Genomic DNA, 17,772 nt, shown 5'->3' on the forward strand with positions numbered 1-17,772 from the left:
CGGCACAGCGCCGACCGGCCGCGTCCGGATCGTTCCGCGCTGGCGGCCGCTGCGTGATAGACGTCGGGGACGCGGCCGCCGCCGCGTGTCCACCCGCAGACCGGCGCCGAGGAGGGCGATGCGCTTGTCGGCCGACCACCGGTCCCCGGCACCCGGCGCGGACCCATCGGATCCGGCGGCGCTCGTCCGCACCTTCGGCTACCTGGAGCTGCTGGCGCTGGCGGCCGTCCTCGGGGTGCTGATCTCGGCCGCGGCCTACGGCTTCCTCGCCCTGGTCTCCAGACTGCAGTCGGCGACCTACACGGACCTGCCGAAGGCGCTGGGCTTCCAGGGAACACCGCCCTGGTGGCCGTTGCCGCTGCTGGGCGTCGCCGGGCTGCTGGTCGGCGCGGCCGTCCGCCACCTCCCCGGAACCGGCGGGCACGAACCGACCGCGGGCCTGGCGACCACGGGCGCACCGAGCGCGATCGAGCTACCGGGAGTGTTCCTCGCCGCGCTGGCCACCCTCGGCCTGGGCGCGGTCCTGGGGCCGGAGGCGCCGCTGATCGCCCTGGGCGGCGGGCTGGCGGTGCTGGCGGTCAAGCGGCCCGGCCGGGACGTCGCCCCGCCGGTCGTCGCCGTCGTCGGGGCCACCGAAAGCTTCGCGGCCGTCAGCACGCTGCTGGGGTCGCCGCTGCTCGGCGCCTTCCTGCTGATGGAGGCCTCGGGGCTCGGAGGCCCGATGATGGGGGCGGTGCTGGTCCCCGGCCTGCTCGCCGCCGGTATCGGCTCCCTGGTCTTCCTCGGCCTCGGCAGCTGGACCGGTCTCGGCACCTACTCCCTGACACTGACCGACGTGCCGCACGCGGACCGGCCCGACCTCCCGGGGTTCGGCTGGGCGCTGGTGATCGGGGTGGCGGCGGCCCTGCTCGGCGCCGGTATCCGCCGGTTGGCCCTCCTGCTCCGGGCTCGGGTCGAGCGGCGCACGGTGCCCGCGACGGTGGTGATGGGCCTGGTGGTCGCCGGGTGCGCCATCGCCTACGCCGAGGCCACCGGCAAGGGCGCGGCCGAGGTGCTCTACTCCGGGCAGAGCGCGATCGGCCCGCTGCTGGCGGGTCACGCGGGTTATTCGGTCGGTGCCCTGGGCCTGCTCGTCGCCTGCAAGGGACTGGCCTACTGCACCTCGCTCAGCGCGTTCCGGGGCGGGCCGGTGTTCCCGGCGATGTTCTTGGGGGCGGCCGGGGGCACGGCCCTCTCCCACCTGGCGGGACTGCCGCTCACCGCCGCGTTCGCGACGGGGATCGGCGCCATGTGCGTCGCGCTGCTGCGGCTGCCGATGACCTCGGTGCTGCTCGCGACCCTGCTGCTGGGCGCCGACGGGCTCACCGTCATGCCGCTGGTGATCGTCTCGGTGGTGGTCGCCTACGTCCTGACGCTGCGGATCGGCCCAAGCGGTGCGGGAGCGAGCGCCCCTGTCGTTCGTGGCTGAAGGGGAGCGGGGCCTGTCGGTCACCGCCGGCCTGAGAGGACCGCCCCGGCCGGGGAGGCGCGGCCGGGGCGGAGGGATCACGGGCCGGGGAGAAGGGACGTCCGGCCCGTAGCGGGTCAGGTGCCGAGGATCTTTGCCTTCTGGGTGGCGAACTCGGCCTCGGTCAGGACGCCCTGCTCCTTGAGGGCGCCGAGCTTCTGGAGCTGGGCGATCGTGTCGTCGGTGCTGCCGGGAGCAGCGGCCGGCGGCGGTTCCCGGTAGGCGGCGGCCTGGTCCTGCTGGGCCCACCGGCCGGCCTGCCGCCGTGAGACGCGATTGGAGACGGCCGTCGCCGTCCCCGCGACCACGGCGGTGCGGGCCACTCCTCGAATCAGTCCGGGCACGGGTTCCTCCTTCGGTCGTGCTTCGGTTCGTGCGGGTCCTACGGCACCGGTCAGACGGGGCTGCCGGCGTCCTCGACGGCTGTCAGAGCCGCCAGGACGTCCTGGACCGGGATCCGACCGCTGGCGACGAGCTGGGCGCCGGCGCGGCGCAGGGCTCCCACCATCGGAGCGGCCCAGAGGTTCTCGTAGACGAGGACGGCGGCCGAGCTGCCGGGTTCCAGGGCCTTGGCCGCCTCACTGATGTCGTCGTCGCCGAGCAGGCCCGAGGAGGCCCCTTCGAACACGGTGAGGTCGAGCTGTCCGTCGCCGGTCAGATCGGCGAGTTCCAGCGCGGTCAGCGAGCCGTCCGGCTCCTTCTTGACGAAGGTCAGGTCCAGGATCCGGATGATGCCCCGTTCGACCAGGTCCAGGAGCAGGGGCATGCCCTCGCCGGTCAGACGGGTACCGGGGAACTCCACGATCAGGTAGTCGATCGGACCGGTTTCGTTGAACTCTTCGTCGATGGTGTCGCTCATGGCAGCTCCTCGTGCTGTTCGGTGGAATCACCGGGTCCGCCCGGAGGCGTACCGCGGGTGGGAGCCGGGACGCGGCCGTAGCCGCTCCCGGTGGCGGGCAGCCGACGGGTGAAGGGGAAGCCGGCCAGGGTGATGCCGGCGGCGGCCAGCACGGCCACCTTCAGGCCGTCGAGCTGGGCCGTCCGGTAGGCCGAGACGACGGCGTCCGCCTCCTCCGGCGGGATCGGGGTCTTGGCGAGGGCAGCGGCGGCCTGGTCGGCCGGTACGAAGTTGAGCCCCGACTCGATCCGGATGCCGGCCTGTTGTCGGACCGTCTCCGAGACCGCCGGGTCCTTGGCCATCGCTGCCGTGAAGGCGGCCGCCAGGGCGCTGATCACGATGGCTCCGATCAGCGCGGTGCCCAGCGACGAGCCGAGGTTCTGGGCGGTGTACTGCAGCCCGCCGACCTCGCTGCGCTCGGACTCGCCGACACTCGACTGCACGACGTTGCCCAGCTGGGAGGCGAGCAGGCCCATGCCGAGACCGAGCAGCGCCATCGCCAGGGCGAAGGACAGGTCGTCGAGTTCGGGCTCGATGGTGCCGAGCAGCCAGAGGGTCGCGGCGAAGAGCACCAGCAGGCCGGTCCGGACCACCGTGCGCGGGGACACGAACCTGTTCAGCGCGGGGCCGCTCAGCGCCGCCACGAGCATCGTGACCGACACGGGCAGCAGCCGCAGGCCGGTTTCGAAGGCGTTGAGCCCCAGCACCACCTGGAGGTAGAGCGGAATGGCGAAGAACAGGCCGAGCAGGATGACGTTCTGGCTGAACAGCATCAGCAGGCCGGAACGCAGGCTCGGAATGCGGAACAGGCTGAACCGCACCAACGGATCCGCCCGGTGCTCCTCCCAGAGGCGGAGGAGATAGAGCAGGACGAGGCCGAGGGCGATGACGAAGACCGTCGGGGAGAACCCGAAAACGGTGAAAGGGGGGTTGCGCGGATGGAGCCATCCCCACGAGCTGCTCTGCAGCACGGCCAGCACCACCAGGGCCAGTCCCGCGACCGACAGCAGCACCCCGCCCAGGTCGAGCCGGGGCCGGGTCGCGGGCGCGGGCTGCGGCGTGATCCAGCGGATCAGGAGGAGGATGACCACCACGAGGACGGCCTCCCCGGCGAACACCAGGCGCCAGGTCAGGTACGTGGTCACCCACCCGCCGAGCAACGGGCCCACCGCGATCCCCGCACCGGCGAGGCCGCCGATGACCCCGTAGGAGACCGCGCGGTCCCGGCCCTGGTAGGTGCTCGCCACGAGGGCGGCCAGGGCGGGGAGGACCAGCGCGGCACCGAAGCCCTCGATGACGGACCAGCCCAGTGCCAGCACCCCGAGCGTGGGCGCGACGGCGGTGAGCGCCGATCCCACCCCGTAGACGACGAGCCCGCCGGCGAACACCCGGCGGCGACCGAACATGTCGGCGAGTTTGCCGCCGGTGATCATGAAGGCTGCCATGACCAGCGTGTAGAGCGTGATGACCGCCTGGATCGCCGTCACCTCGGTGTCGAAGTCGATGACCAGCTGGCTGATCGACACGTTCATCACCGATGCGTCCAGCACCATGAGGAACTGCGCCATCCCCAGGATGATCAGCGCCTTCCACCGGTTCACGGCACCTCCTGAAGGGTTCACGCGCCCGCGCTCGCGTCGATCCGGCCACGCTCACGTGTTCCGCGTGCTGTGGGCGTCACGTCCCCGTCCTCCGATGCGCCGGGTTGGCCGCCCTGACGCTTTCCCGGACGCGTCCTCGGACGTGGGCCATCGCGCCGGTCAGGAGGAGGAGGGCACTGATGAGGATCCAGCCGTCCCTCTCGTCGCCGCTCAGAGCGGCGGGTGCGGGGCGGTCCGGCGCGGATGCACCGTGCGGAGCAGGGCACAGCATCCCCTTGGCGATCGCGACGACGCCCGACAGCGCGTGCTTGATCGCGCCTGCGATGATCATCGACGAGCCGATCACGACCCAGTCGACTCGTCCGAGCTCGGTGGGTCCGGTTGCGACGGTGCGACGCGTTACCAGGTGGTGGGTGCCGGGCATGTGCCTCGCCTCCTTGCTGGATGCGGTGGGACGATCCCTACCTTCCGACGTTCGCAGGGCCCGCGCGAAGTGCCATGGGCCGTCCGGCCCATGGCCCGGGGGGCCGGACGCCCGCAGGACTCCGCGTCACGGCGCCGTTCCTGTGCGCGACCGGACGACGGGCAGGGCCGTATGGACCACTGCCGCGGTCCGAGCGGCCCTGCCCGGCCGGCGGGCCCGGCCCTACGGTGGCCACAGGGCTCCGGTTCCGGGGTCCGTCAGCCAGCCGAGCTAGCGAGGCGGTCGTAGTGGAAGACCACGACCCACTCCGCACCAGGACGGGGGACGCCCAGGGCGCCACGTCGGTGGCCTTGGAGGGCGAACTCGACATCGCCACCGCGCCGCTCCTGATCGACGCCGTCGTGCGGGCTCTCGCGGCTCGCCGGCCACGGCTGGACCTCGACGTAGCGGCCCTCACCTTCTGCGACGCCGCCGGTGTGCACGCTCTTCTCCAGGCCCGCCGGATCTGCCGCGTCCACTGTGCGGGGTTCCGGCTCGTCGGCGTCCGACCGGGGCTCGGCCGGATCCTCGTTCTCCTCCGCCTCACCGACCTCCTGACCTCTCCGGCCGAGCCGGTCGGGAGCGGGGCGGGTGCCGGTTCACCGGATCCCCTCCACGCGAGTTCTCCCCCCTCTCGCCTCCCGTTCCCGGCGAGGCTGCCGCTACCGAAGGAGTCCATGTCATGACCAGCAGTGTCACCGATGCGGGCCGCACCGCCCAGGCACCCGAGAACCGTCCCTTCGTGTCCGGGTGGACAGTCTTCGCCGCGATCATGCTGATCGCCGGCGGCATCATGGCGATCTTCGAGGGGATCGCCGGCATCGCCAAGGACAGCCTGATAGTCGTCACCCGGCACTACGTGTACTCGATGAACACCACGGGATGGGGGTGGATCCACCTGATCCTCGGGGTCGTCCTCGTCCTGGCCGGTGTGGCGCTGTTCAGCGGCGCCGTCTGGGCCCGTGCCGTCGGCGTGGTCGTCGCCGGGCTGGGAATGATCGCGAACTTCCTGTGGCTGCCCTACTACCCGTTCTGGGCGGTCGTCCTGATCGCGCTCGACGTCTTCGTCATCTGGGCGCTGTGCGTCGGAACGGTCAGAAAGGAGACCTGACGGCCCGGAGGGCGCCCGTCCCGGGCCCTGACACCGTGGCCGGCCCGGCCCCCGGCGATCAGCCGGGGGCCGGGCCGCTTCCCGTGGACCTCAGTCGTCGGCCGAGGCCGGCTCGGGCGTCGCCAGCAGCCGGGCCAGTCGGCCCTGGCCCGCCACCACGTAGCCGGTGCTGATCCCGAGCGTGACGGCCGTGAACACCACGATGAGCCAGCTGAGCAGGGTGAAGACCAGGCCGAGGGGGCCGAACTGCGTCACGCTGCGCTCCAGCGAGCGGGGGACGTAGAGCCGCGATCCCCACGCGAGCGCCGTCAGGGCGGCACCGGTCAGCACGGCCCCGGGCAGCAGCGGGAGCCAGGGGACACGGCCGCCGAGCAGCAGGTGCTGTGTCCACCACCAGAGCAGAGCGGCCGTGAGCAGGTACAGGAAGACCCCGAGGCCGTGGCCCACTCCGAACCCGGACCACACCTTCCCCTGGACGGTCAGGGCGGTCAGCCAGACCAGCAGCCAGGCGAGCCACCGCCAGGCCGCCAGGCGTCCCGCCAGATGGGGCAGGTGCCAGCTCCGCTCGCACAAGCGCTGCAGTGCGCGGCTGCAACTCGTGGCCGAGAGCAGGGTCACCAGGATTCCGACGGCGCCGAAGGTGTCGGTGGTCTGGGTCAGGTCGGTCTGGAGCACGTGGTTGACCTCGTCGAGCGAGGCGCCGCGCAGCCCCAGGACGGTGCGCAGGGATTCGGAGACGCTGTTGCGCACCTCCTGGGGCATGAAGGCGGCCAGTACGAACAGCACCGGAACGGCGGTCAGGAAGGCCTGCGCCGCGAGGCGGGTGGACATGTCCAGGACATGGATGTGGACCAGCTGCGCCACCAGCCGGCGCGGGAACGGGGCGTCGCGCAGCGTGGCCGTCCGCCCCCGCAACCAGGTGGATCCGGCGCGGAGCCACCGGGAGCGGCCGGGCCGGCCGGGCTGTTCCGCCACTGTGTTCTCCCTCCGGCCGATGTCGGCCCTCCGGCCGCCGTGGTTCGTCGCCGACGCGAGGACCCCGGATTCCGTCCAAGACTGCGCGACGGGAGGATGCGGGGCATCTCCGGCGGACTGCCGTTCAGCGCAACGGCCCACACGCCACCGGCCGCAGCCGTCCGCCGTTCCTCGCCCGGACGGCTCACCCCGGGTGTCGGGCGCCGCGCGCTACGGGGCAATGGTGCTCAGCGGCACGGCCGCGCGGAGTTCCGGGAGGCCTGTGGAACCACCCGACCGTGCTGACTGTGCTGTTGCTCCGGCGCCGGGCCCCGTCCGATGCGTGAGTTCCCCGGCCCCCGGTGGGGCCGACGCGTCCTGGGCCGACCCGGCCCTGTCGGCGGGGACCGTACGGCCCTGTCCGGTGGCTTCCGGCGGACGGACAGTGGAGGCGGAACCACCCGAGGAGGAGTGAGGACGATGCAGCACCGCAGCGTCGGCGACGTGATGACCCGTGAGGTCGTCACCGCCCGGCCCGACACACCGTTCAAGGAGGTTGCGGCGCTGTTCCACCGCAACGACATCACCGCCATCCCGGTGATCGACGACCAGGGACGGCCGCTCGGCATGGTGTCCGAGGCCGACCTGCTCCGCAAGGAAGCTGTCCTTCCCGACCCCGAGGGCCGCTTCCCCGGGCGCTGGCTGGACGCCGGGGACCGTGCCCGGGCCGAGGCGGAGACCGCCGGCGGGCTGATGACCAGCCCCGCCGTCACGGCCCGCCCGGGCTGGTCGGTGCCGGAGGCGGCCCGGGCCATGGACAAGCACCGCGTCAAGCGGCTGCCCGTGGTGGACGAGGCCGGCCGTCTGGTCGGGATCGTCAGCCGCCGGGACCTGCTGGAGGTCTTCCTGCGCCACGACGCGGCCATCCGCGACGAGATCAACCACGACGTGCTCGGCCAGACCCTCTGGCTCACCCCCGGCGACGTCGTGGTCGGCGTTCACGAGGGCGTCGTCACGCTCAGGGGCCGGCTGCCGCGTCGCAGCCTGATCCCGATCACCGAGCAGCTCTGCCGCGCCGTGGACGGCGTGGTCGCGGTGCACGCGGCCCTCGACTGGACCGAGGACGACACCGACCCGCACCTGGAACACCCCCGCGCCTACCGCGCCGCTTCCTAGGAGGCCGCCGTGACCAGCACACCGAGCACCGTCGCCGACGTCATGACCCACGCGGTGGTCGCCGTCGGCCGCGACGCGGACTTCCGGGAGGTCGCCGAGACCCTGCAGCGCTGGCGGGTCAGCGCCCTTCCCGTGCTGACCGGCGACGGCCGGGTGGTCGGGGTGGTCTCCGAGGCCGACCTGCTCACCGCCCGGGACCGCGACGGCGAGCGCGCCGACGCCCTGACGGCCGGGCGGATGATGTCCGTCCCGGCGGTCACCGCGCACCCCGGCAGCCCGCTCAACGAGGCCGCCCGGGCGATGGCCCGCGGCCACCTCAAGCGGCTCCCGGTCGTGGACGAGGAGGACTACCTGGTCGGCATCGTCAGCCGGGGTGACCTGCTGAAGGTCTACCTCGGCGACGACCGCGAACTCGCCGACCGGGTCCGCTTCGAGCTCGTCGCCACTCTCGGCCCGAGCGCCGCCGTGGACACCGACATCCGCTCCGAGAACGGGCGGATCACCCTGACCGGCAACCTGCCGGACATGGTCTCCGCCGACGTCCTGGAGCGCCTGGTGCGCTCCGTACCCGGCGTGGCCGGCGTCGAACTCCGGCTCGCCGCCGCGGCCTGAACCCGCTCCGCCGGCCTGCTCGTCCTCGGGCGAACCGGGCACCGCCCCGGCCCGGTGACCCGGGCGGTGATCCACCGGGCCCGGTGCCCGGTCGCCGTGGTCCCGCGCGGCCGACCCGGTGCGCCGCGCGTCGCGAACGCGCAGAATCGGTGGTGTCACCGCTCGCGCACCCCAGGGAGCAGGCCATGGACACGCCCCAGCCCGTACGGGTGTTCCTGCTGGACGACCACGAGGTGGTGCGGCGCGGCGTCCGGGACCTCCTGGAGGCCGAGGAGGACATCGAGGTCATCGGCGAGGCCGCCAGCTGTGCCCAGGCCCTCGCCCGGGTGCCCGCCCTGCGCCCGGACGTCGCCGTGCTGGACGTACGGCTCCCGGACGGCGACGGGGTGAGCGTCTGCCGGGACCTGCGCGACCGGATGCCCGAACTGGTCTGCCTGATGCTGACCTCCTTCGACGACGACGACGCCCTGCTCGACGCGATCATGGCCGGGGCGGCCGGCTATGTCCTGAAGCAGGTCAAGGGCGCCGAACTGGTCAGCGCCGTACGGACGGTGGCCTCCGGCCAGTCCATGCTCGACCCGGCCACCACGCGCAAGCTGATGGAGAGCCTGCGCCACCACGAGGAGAGCGAGCCGGAGGCCGCGCTCGCCGGGCTCACCCCGCGCGAACGGGAGATCCTCGAGCTGGTGGGGGAGGGCAAGACCAACCGGCAGATCGGCCAGGAGCTCTACCTCGCCGAGAAGACCGTCAAGAACCACGTCTCCCGGCTGCTCGCCAAGCTGGGCGTCGAGCGCCGGCTCCAGGCGGCCGTCCTCGCCGCCCATGCCGAAGAGCCCTCCGAGTCGCACCACCCGCGCCGGGTTTGAGTCGACCGGGCCCGGAAAGAGAGCCGAACGGCCCAAGCACCCCGCCGGAACCCGGTCGCATGGTGGAAGTGATCCACCCGCCACGACCGGGGAGACCGCGATGAGGTACTGGGACGATCACGGCACGAGCGCCCGGGGCATCCCCCCGGCGACTGCGGGCACTCCGCTCCTCCGGGACACCCCGCGCCGCTGCGCCGAGCCGTCCGTCTCCGGCTGACACCGATCCCGGAGGACACCATGTCCACCCTCGCCCTCGACGCCGCCGGCCTGGAGAAGCTCGTCTCCGCCGCCGTCGCCGCACCCTCGATCCACAACAGCCAGCCCTGGCGCTTCCACCTCCAGCCGGCCACCTCCACCCTGGAGGTCCGGGCCGACCGCAGCCGCGCCGTCCCGGCCGCCGACCCCCAGGGCCGGGCGCTGCACATCTCCGTCGGCGCGGCCATCCTCAACCTGCGGGTCGCCGCCCGCCACCTCGGCTGGGCCCCCGAGGTGCGGCTGCTGCCCGACCCGGCCGACCCGGACCTCTTCGCGGCCGTACGGCTGGACGGCGCGGCCACCGTGCCCGCCCCGGGCACCGAGCGGCTGTTCGAGGCGATCTGGCGCCGGCACTCCATCCGCACACCGTTCACCGGCGAGCCCGTGCCCCAGGCCGTCCTCGACGAACTGGTCGCGGCCGCCCGCACCGAGCACACCGCCCTCCAACTGCCCGACCACGCGGAGACCACCCGGCTGCTCCACCTCACCGCCGAGGCCGAGCGCCGCAGCACCACGGACGAGGCCCAGCGCACCGAGAGCCGCAGCTGGATCCGTACCGGGGACGCCGACGCCCAGCCCTACGGCATCCCGGTCACCGCGCTCGGTCCCCAGGACCAGGCCGGCCACCTGCCCGTGCGGGACTTCGCGGCCCTGCGCGCCGCCGAGCACCAGGCCCCCGCCCCCTTCGAGCACGAGCCCCGCATCGCGGTCCTGACCACCGAGCACGACACCCCCGAGGACTGGCTGCGCGCCGGCCTCGCCCTCGAACACGTCCTGCTCGCCGCCACCGTCCACGGCGTCCGCGCCTCCCTCCTGCACCAGGCGATGGAGTGGCCCTACCTGCGCTGGGAGGCCCGCGACCCGCACCGGGGCCCCGGTTACGTCCAGATCCTGATCCGCCTGGGCTACGGCCCCGAGGGCGCCCCGACGCCGCGGCTCGCGGCCGGGAACGTGCTGGACCGGGAGGAATAGCCCAGGAAGAGACGGCTCAGGACTCGGGCAGGGGAACCCGCCAGACCAGTTCGGTGCCGCCCTCCGGGCGGGTGCGGGCGGTGAAGGTGCCGCCCAGGGCGGTGGCCCGGTCGGCGAGGTTGGTGAGCCCGCTGCGGCGGCCGCCCTCGGGGAGGCCGACGCCGTCGTCGGTGACCGTGACGGTCACGTCCCCCTCGGCGGCGACCGAGGCATCGACGGCGTGGGCCCTGGCGTGGCGGGCGGCGTTGGACAGGGCCTCCTCCAGGACCGCGACGGCCGCGTCCGCGATCTCGGCGGGCACGGTGGCGTCGAGCAGGCCGGTCATCCGCAGGGCGGGGGTGAATCCGAGGGAGCGGGCGGCCCGGTCGACGACGTCGACGAGTCGGGCGCGCAGGCCGCTCGCCGCCGGGCCGGACTCGCGCAGGCGCAGGCCGAAGATGGTGGCGCGGATGGTCTTCGCCGTCTCGTCCAGGTCGTCGATCGCCCGCAGGACGCGGTCGGTCGCCTCGGGGTGGTCGATGAAGCGGGTGGCGCCCTGGAGGGTCATGCCGGTGGCGAACAGCCGCTGGATGGCCAGGTCGTGCAGGTCACGGGCGATCCGGTCGCGCTCCTTGAGCAGCGCGACCTGTTCGGAGTCGAGGCGGCGCTCGGCGAGCTCCATGGCCACCGCCGCCTGACCGGCGAAGCCCAGCAGCGGCCCGGACTCCCCCTCCTCGAACAGCGGTGCGCCGGCCGCCCTGGCCAGCAGCAGCACTCCGCGGATCCCGCGCTCGGCCGTGCCGACGGGCACCGCGACCGCCGGGCCCAGGCCCTGCCAGCGCGGTGGTCCGGCGGTGATCCGCGGGTCCTTCTGGACGTCCGGGCTCACCACCAGGCCACCGGTGCGGAAGGCCGCGCCCATGAACGAGCCCTCGACCGACAGCACCAGACCGCGGTGCTGCTCCGCACCGAGCCCGACGGCGATCCGCACCTCCAGCTCCCCGGTGTCCGGCATCGGCACGGCGACGACCGCGAGGTCCGCGCCCGCGATCTCGGCGGCCCGGGAGAGCAGCAGGTCCAGCACCTCCTGCTCGGGGCTGCCCGACAGCAGGGTGCTGGTGACCTCGGCGCTCGCCTCCAGCCAGCGCTGCCGCTGCCTGGCCCGGTCGTAGAGCCGGGCGTTGTCGATCGCGACCCCGGCGGCGACGGCGAGCGTCGCGAGCACCGACTCGTCCTCCTCGTCGAAGTCGCCGCCGCCGCGCTTCTCGGTCAGGTAGAGGTTGCCGAACACCTTGTCCCGGATCCGGATCGGCACTCCCAGGAAGCTGTTCATCGGAGGGTGGTTGGACGGGAAGCCGTAGGAGGACGGGTGGTCCGAGATCCGGGTGAGGCGCAGCGGCTCGGGGTGGCGGATCAGCTCGCCCAGGATGCCGTGACCGGAGGGCAGGTCACCGATCAGTTTGACCCGGTCGTCCTCGATGCCGACCGGGATGAACTGGGACAGCCGTTGGCCCTCGCCGATCACTCCCAGGGCGCCGTACTCGGCGTCCACCAGGGTGACCGCCGCTTCCACGATGTGCTGGAGGGCCTGGGCCAGTTCCAGGTCGCGCCCGACCGCCAGCACCGCCTCCAGCAGGCTGTGGACACGGTCGCGCGTGCCCCGGGCCGTGTCCAGCCGGACCTGCAGCTCCTCCAGGAGCTCGTCCAGGCGCAGCTTCGGTACGGGGGCCGAACTCTCCGGTGCGCTGGCCAAGGAAGTCCTCCACGCTCGCCCCCTACCACTGCCAAGCGTAGGTGCACCGGCCGTGCTCCGCCGGACACCGAAGGGGCCCAACGGCCCACCCGCCGGACCCCACCGGGCCCCCTCACACCGGTGCACCGGCGGCGGAGGCTGGAAGTGCGAGCGGAACCGGCCCGGCTCCGCCGCCCCGAGAGGAGTGGACAGGGCATGAAGGCGCTCACCTACCACGGACCCGGCCGCCGCACCTGGGGTGACGTCCCCGACCCGGTCGTCCGCGACCCGGAGGACGCCGTCGTCAGGGTGGACGCGGTCACCATCTGCGGCACCGACCTGCACATCCTCAAGGGCGACGTTCCCGAGGTGGAACAGAACCGCATCCTGGGCCACGAGGCCGTCGGTACCGTCACCGAGACCGGACCGGGCGTCCGTACGGTCATGGCGGGCGACCGCGTCCTGGTCTCCTGCATCTCCGCCTGCGGCCGCTGCACCTACTGCCGCGGCGCGAGCTACGGCCAGTGCACCGGCGGTGGCGGCTGGATCCTCGGCCACCTGATCGACGGCTGCCAGGCCGAGCACGTCCGTACCCCCTTCGCCGACACCTCCCTCCACAGGCTGCCGGACGGTGTCAGCGACGAGGACGCCCTGCTGCTCGCCGACATCCTGCCCACCTCGTACGAGGTGGGGGTGCGCAACGGCCGGGTCGGCCCGGGCGACAGCGTCGCGATCGTCGGCGCCGGGCCGATCGGGCTCGCCGCGATCCTCACCGCACGGCTGTACAGCCCCTCCCGGATCGTCGCCGTCGACCTCGCCCGAGCCCGACTCGACGCCGCCAAGCGCTTCGGCGCCGACGCCACGCTGACGGTGGCCGAGGCCACTCCGGAGGCCGTCCGCGAGCTGAGCCGGGACGGGCTCGGCGTGGACGTCGCGATCGAGGCCGTCGGCGTGCCCGAGTCCTTCGAGCTGTGCACCCGCCTGGTCCGCCCGGGCGGCCGGGTCGCCAACGTGGGCGTGCACGGCAAGCCGGCGGTGCTCCACCTGGAGGACCTCTGGATCCGCGACATCACCGTCACCACCGGCCTGGTCGACACCGACAGCACTCCGCTGCTGCTCGACCTGCTGGCCGCCGGACGACTGGAGGTCGGCGGACTGGTCACCCACCGCTTCGGGCTCCACGAGATGCAGGACGCGTACGACGTCTTCGCCGACGCGGCCGACACCGGAGCCCTCAAGGTCGCGCTCTTCCGGACGTGACCTCCCGCGCGCAGGAGCCGCAACCATGATCCCCGACCGTACCGATCCTGCTGCCATCGCCCGCCGGATCCTCCAGCGCCGCGACCAACTCGGCCTGAGCGAAGGAATGCTGGCGTACCGGACCCACATGTCGCCGGCCTACCTCCGGCAACTCCTCTGCGCTGGGCCGGAGTTCGACCGGGAGGCCTTCCTGCGGATCGCCACCGCCCTCGGCACGACCTGGTCCGAGCTGCTGACCGGCCGCCGCCCCGACGCCCCGCCGGGACAGGCCGACCCCGCCGCTCCGCGCCCGTTGCTGCTCCACCTGACCGGGCCGCAGTGCTGGGAACTGCTCGGCACCCACGGCGTCGGCCGGATCGGCCTGCCCGGGCGGGCGGCACCCGTCGTACTCCCGGTGAACTACACCGTGGACGATCGAACCGTCGTCTACCGGACCGCCGCCCAGGGCGCCGCCGCCCCCACCGAGGGATCTCCCGCCTCGTTCCAGGTCGACCACGTCGACGACCGCCGCAGCAATGGCTGGAGCGTCCTCATCCTCGGCGAGGCCCACCACATCGACGATCCGGACGAGCAGCGGCGGCTCTCCGCCCGGCCCGGCGCCACCCCGTGGGCGGGCGGCGCCCGCCCGTTGTGGGTCCGCATCAGCCCGAGCGAGATCGCCGGCCGTCGGCTCGGTACGGAATGACCGGCCGGTACGGTCGGATCGCCTACTGCGGCAGCAGCACCGCGACGCCGGTCACCCGGTCCGCGGCGAGGTCGGCGAGCGCGGTGCCGGCCTGCCGTAGCGGGTAGCGGTTGACGTGCACCACCGGACGGGTCCGGGCGGCCTCGGCCAGGAAGGCGCGGCCGTCGTCCCGGGTGTTGGCGGTGACGCTGCGCAGGGTGCGTTCCTGGAAGAGGTGGCGCTGGTAGTCGAGCGGGGGGATGTCGCTGAGGTGGATGCCGGCGACGGCGAGGGTGGCGCCGCGGTCCAGCGCGGTCAGGGCGACCGGCACGAGTTCGCCGGCCGGGGCGAAGAGGATGGCGGCGTCCAGCGGCTCAGGTGCGGGGTCGTACGAGTCCCCGGCGAAGGCCGCGCCCAGGTCGAGGGCCAGCTGCCGGGCGGCCTCGCCCCGGGTGAACACGGCGACCCGGGAGCCCCGGGCGAGGGCGATCTGGGCGGTGAGGTGGGCGGAGGCGCCGAAGCCGTAGATGCCCAGGAGGCCGCCGGGCGGAAGGTCGGCCCGTTCCAGGGCGCGGTAGCCGATGATCCCCGCGCACAGCAGCGGGGCGAGTTCCTCGGCGGGCGGGCCCTCGGGCAGGCGGTAGGCGAAGCGGGCGTCGGCGGTCAGGTGACCGGCGTAGCCGCCGTGCCGGTCCCAGCCGGTGTAGCGCGAGCGCGGGCAGAGGTTCTCCCGCCCGCTCCGGCAGTACGCGCAGCTGCCGCAGGTGCGGGCCAGCCAGGCGATCCCGGCGCGGTCCCCGGTCGCGAAGCCCCCGACGGCGGAGCCCACCGCCCGTACCCGTCCGACCACCTCGTGCCCGGGGGTGCACCTCGCCACCCTGGGGGAGAGGTCCCCCTCCGCCAGGTGCAGGTCGGTGCGGCACACCCCGCAGGCCTCCACCTCCACCAGGACCTCCCCGGGCCCCGGCTCGGGAACGGGCCGCCGCTCCCACTCCAACGGCCCGGGGCCCGCGCCGCCCACCGGCCCCGGCTGCGCCACCACCCACGCGCCGGTCTCACCGGCCACCAGTCGCGTCGTGTCCATCACCGACTCCCGCCGTCCACCGGAGGCAAGACTGCTCCTCCCAGCCTGCGCCCGGGACGGGCGCGGTGCGAGACCGAGCGCGGGGGCCGAGTTCCCGGAGGACCTCCTCCACCGCGTCGTGGACGGGCTGTTCCACCCCGCCGCCCGGTAGCCCGGCCGCCCAGGAGTCCCGTCCAACGGCCGTGCGCGCTGTGGTGCGCGGTTGCGATGCCGGCCTGTGGCGCGCTGCGGCGGTGGGTGCCGACCGAGGGGTGGCGGAGGCGGAGAATGGCGGCGTGACAGACATGGCGCTCAACCTCTGGCGGCAGCCGCTCGGCCCGGTGGCCGCCGAGATGCTCAGCACGGTGTGGGACCGCAACGAGCTGACCGTGCTCATCCTCGCCGAGGGCGCTATCTCCGAACTCCCGCCCGGAATCAGCAGGTTGTCCAGGCTGCGCACCCTGGACCTCGGCCACAACCTGCTCACCGAGGTGCCCGCCGAACTGGGGCGGCTCACCGGGCTCCGGGACTTCCTCTACCTGCACGACAACCAGCTCACCGCACTGCCGGACTCGCTCGGACGGCTCACCCAGCTGCGCTACCTCAACGTCGGCGAGAACCGGCTCACCGAACTGCCCTCCTCCATCGGCAAGATGGCCGAGCTGGTGGAACTGCGCGCCCAGCACAACCGGCTCACCGCGCTGCCGGAGCCGATCGGCGCCCTCGGGCAGCTGCGCGAACTCTGGCTGCGCGGCAACCGGTTGACCACGCTGCCGGCCTCCTTCCGGCTGCTGTCCGAACTGCGGGAGCTGGAGCTGCGCGAGAACGCCCTCGCCGAGCTCCCCGCCGTCCTCGCCCGGCTGCCGCGGCTGCGCCGCATCGACCTGCGCAGCAACGAGATCGCCGAACTGCCCGACTGGCTGGCCGACCCGACTGCGCTCCCCGCGCTGGAGAAGCTCGACCTGCGCTGGAACGACGTAGAGGTGCCGGACCGGGTGGGGGAGGCGCTCGCCGAGCGCGGCTGTGTCGTCCTGCGGTGAGTGGGTCCGCCGCTGCGGGCCGGCCGGCTCATGAAGATCAACGCGGGGGGCGAGGACCTGCTACCGTGGAACGCATGAAGCGCGCTGCACTCGTCACGACGACGCCGGAACAAGTCCCGGCGCGCTGACTGCTGACCAAGTCCGAAGCCCCGGGGCGAGTGCCCCGGGGCTTCGTCGTTCCCGGCCGCTCGCCCCGCATCCGAGTGGAGACCCATGAACGAGCGGCTCAAGAACGACCACCTCCTCGACGGCGACCGGCCCGCGCACGACCACCGCAAGCTCGGCCGTGAGCTCGACCTGTTCGACACCGACCCGCTGATGGGCTCCGGCCTGCCGTACTGGCTGCCCGACGGCGCCGCGATCCGGCACACCCTGGAGGAGTTCATCCGCGGCCGCGAGCGCCGGGCCGGCTACCGCCACGTCTACTCGCCGGTGCTCGGCAAACGCGAGCTGTACGAGACCTCCGGCCACTGGGACCACTACCGCGACGACATGTTCCCACCCATGGAGCTCGGCTCGGAGGAGATGGTGCTGCGCCCGAGCCTGTGCCCGCACCACGCCCTGATCTTCCGCTCCCGCCCCCACAGCTACCGGGAACTTCCGCTTCGGATGGCCGAGTTGGGCGGCATGTACCGCTCCGAACTGTCCGGTGTGCTCGGCGGCCTGACCAGGGTCCGGGCCATCCAGCTGAACGACGCGCACGTCTTCTGCACCCCCGAGCAGGCCGCCGACGAGGCCGTCGCCGCCCTGGAGCTGATCCGCGAGGCGCACCGCGCGCTCGGCGTCGTGCCGGTTCGCTACCGGCTCTCGCTGCCCGGCGAGGGCGGAAAGTACGTGGCCGATCCCGGGCTCTGGCAGCGTGCCACCGCGCTGCTGACCGACGTGCTGGAGCGCTCCGGGGTGCCGTTCGAGGCGGCGGAAGGTGAGGCCGCGTTCTACGGTCCCAAGATCGACGTGCAGATCGCCGACGGCGCCGGGCGCGAGTTCACCCTCTCCACCGTGCAGATCGACTTCCACCAGCCCGAGCGCTTCAACCTCCACTACATCGGTCCGGACGGAGCCAAGCACCGCCCGGTGATGGTGCACCGCAGCGTGATCGGCAGCGTCGAGCGGGTGGTCGCCCACCTGATCGAGCTGTACGGCGGGGCGTTCCCGGCCTGGCTCGCGCCCGCGCAGGTGGTGCTGCTGCCGATCTCCGACGCCGAACTGCCGCAGGCCGAGCGGCTGCGGCAGCGCTGCCTGGACCTCGGGCTGCGGGCCGAGGTCGCCGGTCCCGAGCACGGCAGCCTCGGCGCCCGGATCCGGGAGGCCCGGTTGGTGCCCTACCAGGCGGTGATCGGCGCCAAGGAGGCGGTGGACGACCGGGTCGCGCTGCGGCTGCGGGACGGCCGCCGACTGGATCCGATGCCTGCGGAGGAGGCCTGGTCGCGGATCGGCGCGCTGGTCGCGGACTGCGGCGCCGAGCTGTGGCGGGACGAACCCGCCCGGTGAACCGGGGGCATACGTACGACTAGTGCGATGCCCGGTGTGTCGGCGGGGCCGGGGGCGGCGACCGCCCGTCGAATGAAGGCGCGGCGGCCGAGTCCACGGCCGCCGCTGTCCCCACGGACCGGAGGTAC

The 17,772-nt window shown here is 73.5% G+C and carries 18 protein-coding genes; 11 read left to right on the forward strand and 7 right to left on the reverse strand.

Annotation, left to right across the window (positions count from 1 at the left end):
- The first annotated feature begins 118 nt into the window (after positions 1–118).
- The gene (locus tag BOQ63_RS40250; RefSeq protein WP_454131425.1) at positions 119–1,468 is read left to right on the forward strand and encodes a chloride channel protein; all 1,350 of its coding nucleotides are present in this window, start codon (positions 119–121) and stop codon (positions 1,466–1,468) included.
- A gap of 116 nt (positions 1,469–1,584) precedes the next feature.
- On the opposite strand, the gene BOQ63_RS40255 is transcribed toward BOQ63_RS40250, so the two are convergent.
- From BOQ63_RS40255 to BOQ63_RS40270, 4 genes are all read right to left on the reverse strand, one after another.
- The gene (locus BOQ63_RS40255; protein ID WP_030285791.1) at positions 1,585–1,851 is read right to left on the reverse strand and encodes an SHOCT domain-containing protein; all 267 of its coding nucleotides are present in this window, start codon (positions 1,849–1,851) and stop codon (positions 1,585–1,587) included.
- A 50-nt stretch (positions 1,852–1,901) separates the two neighbouring features.
- Positions 1,902–2,366 carry a DUF6325 family protein gene (locus BOQ63_RS40260; RefSeq protein WP_046385470.1) on the reverse strand — a complete coding sequence of 155 codons (465 nt, stop codon included), beginning with the start codon at positions 2,364–2,366 and terminating at the stop codon, positions 1,902–1,904.
- Entirely contained in the window at positions 2,363–4,006 is a 1,644-nt protein-coding gene (locus BOQ63_RS40265) for an MFS transporter (protein ID WP_107048777.1), read from the reverse strand. Before BOQ63_RS40265 ends, BOQ63_RS40260 begins: the two co-directional genes overlap by 4 nt.
- A gap of 76 nt (positions 4,007–4,082) precedes the next feature.
- Positions 4,083–4,430: a hypothetical protein gene (locus BOQ63_RS40270; RefSeq protein ID WP_072655959.1), complete on the reverse strand. Its 348-nt coding sequence runs from the start codon at positions 4,428–4,430 to the stop codon at positions 4,083–4,085.
- A gap of 74 nt (positions 4,431–4,504) precedes the next feature.
- On the opposite strand from BOQ63_RS40270, the gene BOQ63_RS40275 reads away from it, so the two are divergent.
- Together BOQ63_RS40275 and BOQ63_RS40280 are read left to right on the forward strand one after the other, a co-directional pair.
- On the forward strand, positions 4,505–5,155 hold the full coding sequence (locus BOQ63_RS40275; RefSeq protein ID WP_360329626.1) for an STAS domain-containing protein: 651 nt from the start codon (positions 4,505–4,507) through the stop codon (positions 5,153–5,155).
- Positions 5,152–5,580 (forward strand): DUF7144 family membrane protein, encoded by a 429-nt coding sequence (locus tag BOQ63_RS40280; RefSeq protein ID WP_072655960.1) that lies wholly within the window; start codon positions 5,152–5,154, stop codon positions 5,578–5,580. The genes BOQ63_RS40275 and BOQ63_RS40280 overlap by 4 nt, the downstream gene beginning before the upstream one ends.
- 90 nt (positions 5,581–5,670) lie before the next feature.
- Here the strand turns inward: BOQ63_RS40280 and BOQ63_RS40285 are convergent, their stop codons facing one another.
- Positions 5,671–6,555, reverse strand: coding sequence for a YhjD/YihY/BrkB family envelope integrity protein (locus BOQ63_RS40285; RefSeq protein ID WP_046385472.1), 885 nt, complete (start codon positions 6,553–6,555; stop codon positions 5,671–5,673).
- Positions 6,556–7,014: 459 nt separating this feature from the next.
- Between BOQ63_RS40285 and BOQ63_RS40290 the strand changes: the two genes are divergently transcribed.
- The 4 genes from BOQ63_RS40290 (at position 7,015) to BOQ63_RS40305 (ending at position 10,415) form a co-directional block, all read left to right on the forward strand.
- Positions 7,015–7,710, forward strand: coding sequence for a CBS domain-containing protein (locus BOQ63_RS40290; protein ID WP_030285776.1), 696 nt, complete (start codon positions 7,015–7,017; stop codon positions 7,708–7,710).
- A gap of 9 nt (positions 7,711–7,719) precedes the next feature.
- Positions 7,720–8,322 carry a CBS domain-containing protein gene (locus tag BOQ63_RS40295; protein WP_107488603.1) on the forward strand — a complete coding sequence of 201 codons (603 nt, stop codon included), beginning with the start codon at positions 7,720–7,722 and terminating at the stop codon, positions 8,320–8,322.
- A 185-nt stretch (positions 8,323–8,507) separates the two neighbouring features.
- Positions 8,508–9,188: a response regulator gene (locus tag BOQ63_RS40300; RefSeq protein WP_030285772.1), complete on the forward strand. Its 681-nt coding sequence runs from the start codon at positions 8,508–8,510 to the stop codon at positions 9,186–9,188.
- A gap of 237 nt (positions 9,189–9,425) precedes the next feature.
- The gene (locus BOQ63_RS40305) at positions 9,426–10,415 is read left to right on the forward strand and encodes an Acg family FMN-binding oxidoreductase (RefSeq protein WP_072655961.1); all 990 of its coding nucleotides are present in this window, start codon (positions 9,426–9,428) and stop codon (positions 10,413–10,415) included.
- Positions 10,416–10,431: 16 nt separating this feature from the next.
- Here the strand turns inward: BOQ63_RS40305 and BOQ63_RS40310 are convergent, their stop codons facing one another.
- Positions 10,432–12,147 (reverse strand): sensor histidine kinase, encoded by a 1,716-nt coding sequence (locus BOQ63_RS40310; RefSeq protein WP_030285767.1) that lies wholly within the window; start codon positions 12,145–12,147, stop codon positions 10,432–10,434.
- Positions 12,148–12,342: 195 nt separating this feature from the next.
- Here BOQ63_RS40310 and BOQ63_RS40315 point away from each other — a divergent pair, with 195 nt between their 5' ends.
- Positions 12,343–13,386 (forward strand): zinc-dependent alcohol dehydrogenase family protein, encoded by a 1,044-nt coding sequence (locus tag BOQ63_RS40315; protein WP_030285765.1) that lies wholly within the window; start codon positions 12,343–12,345, stop codon positions 13,384–13,386.
- Positions 13,387–13,411: 25 nt separating this feature from the next.
- A complete protein-coding gene (locus tag BOQ63_RS40320) occupies positions 13,412–14,071 on the forward strand; it encodes a helix-turn-helix domain-containing protein (RefSeq protein WP_030285762.1) in 660 nt (219 codons plus the stop codon).
- A 22-nt stretch (positions 14,072–14,093) separates the two neighbouring features.
- Here the strand turns inward: BOQ63_RS40320 and BOQ63_RS40325 are convergent, their stop codons facing one another.
- Positions 14,094–15,134, reverse strand: coding sequence for a zinc-dependent alcohol dehydrogenase family protein (locus tag BOQ63_RS40325; protein ID WP_043481126.1), 1,041 nt, complete (start codon positions 15,132–15,134; stop codon positions 14,094–14,096).
- Positions 15,135–15,418: 284 nt separating this feature from the next.
- Here BOQ63_RS40325 and BOQ63_RS40330 point away from each other — a divergent pair, with 284 nt between their 5' ends.
- Positions 15,419–16,153: a leucine-rich repeat domain-containing protein gene (locus BOQ63_RS40330; RefSeq protein WP_072655962.1), complete on the forward strand. Its 735-nt coding sequence runs from the start codon at positions 15,419–15,421 to the stop codon at positions 16,151–16,153.
- Positions 16,154–16,366: 213 nt separating this feature from the next.
- Positions 16,367–17,644 carry a threonine--tRNA ligase gene (gene thrS / locus BOQ63_RS40335; RefSeq protein WP_046385473.1) on the forward strand — a complete coding sequence of 426 codons (1,278 nt, stop codon included), beginning with the start codon at positions 16,367–16,369 and terminating at the stop codon, positions 17,642–17,644.
- The last annotated feature ends 128 nt before the right edge of the window (positions 17,645–17,772 follow it).

It is taken from the genome of Streptomyces viridifaciens, assembly GCF_001888885.2.
Classification (GTDB): Bacteria; Actinomycetota; Actinomycetes; order Streptomycetales; family Streptomycetaceae; genus Kitasatospora; species Kitasatospora aureofaciens.

What these genes read in the sequence shown, in the direction of transcription:
- BOQ63_RS40325 (WP_043481126.1), bottom strand. Translation starts at nt 15,134, where the DNA reads ATGGACACGACGCGACTGGTGGCCGGTGAGACCGGCGCGTGGGTGGTG.
- BOQ63_RS40315 (WP_030285765.1), top strand. Translation starts at nt 12,343, where the DNA reads ATGAAGGCGCTCACCTACCACGGACCCGGCCGCCGCACCTGGGGTGAC.
- BOQ63_RS40300 (WP_030285772.1), top strand. Translation starts at nt 8,508, where the DNA reads ATGGACACGCCCCAGCCCGTACGGGTGTTCCTGCTGGACGACCACGAG.
- BOQ63_RS40250 (WP_454131425.1), top strand. Translation starts at nt 119, where the DNA reads ATGCGCTTGTCGGCCGACCACCGGTCCCCGGCACCCGGCGCGGACCCA.
- thrS (WP_046385473.1), top strand. Translation starts at nt 16,367, where the DNA reads ATGAACGAGCGGCTCAAGAACGACCACCTCCTCGACGGCGACCGGCCC.
- BOQ63_RS40305 (WP_072655961.1), top strand. Translation starts at nt 9,426, where the DNA reads ATGTCCACCCTCGCCCTCGACGCCGCCGGCCTGGAGAAGCTCGTCTCC.
- BOQ63_RS40280 (WP_072655960.1), top strand. Translation starts at nt 5,152, where the DNA reads ATGACCAGCAGTGTCACCGATGCGGGCCGCACCGCCCAGGCACCCGAG.
- BOQ63_RS40260 (WP_046385470.1), bottom strand. Translation starts at nt 2,366, where the DNA reads ATGAGCGACACCATCGACGAAGAGTTCAACGAAACCGGTCCGATCGAC.
- BOQ63_RS40275 (WP_360329626.1), top strand. Translation starts at nt 4,505, where the DNA reads ATGGGCCGTCCGGCCCATGGCCCGGGGGGCCGGACGCCCGCAGGACTC.
- BOQ63_RS40290 (WP_030285776.1), top strand. Translation starts at nt 7,015, where the DNA reads ATGCAGCACCGCAGCGTCGGCGACGTGATGACCCGTGAGGTCGTCACC.
- BOQ63_RS40270 (WP_072655959.1), bottom strand. Translation starts at nt 4,430, where the DNA reads ATGCCCGGCACCCACCACCTGGTAACGCGTCGCACCGTCGCAACCGGA.
- BOQ63_RS40320 (WP_030285762.1), top strand. Translation starts at nt 13,412, where the DNA reads ATGATCCCCGACCGTACCGATCCTGCTGCCATCGCCCGCCGGATCCTC.
- BOQ63_RS40330 (WP_072655962.1), top strand. Translation starts at nt 15,419, where the DNA reads ATGGCGCTCAACCTCTGGCGGCAGCCGCTCGGCCCGGTGGCCGCCGAG.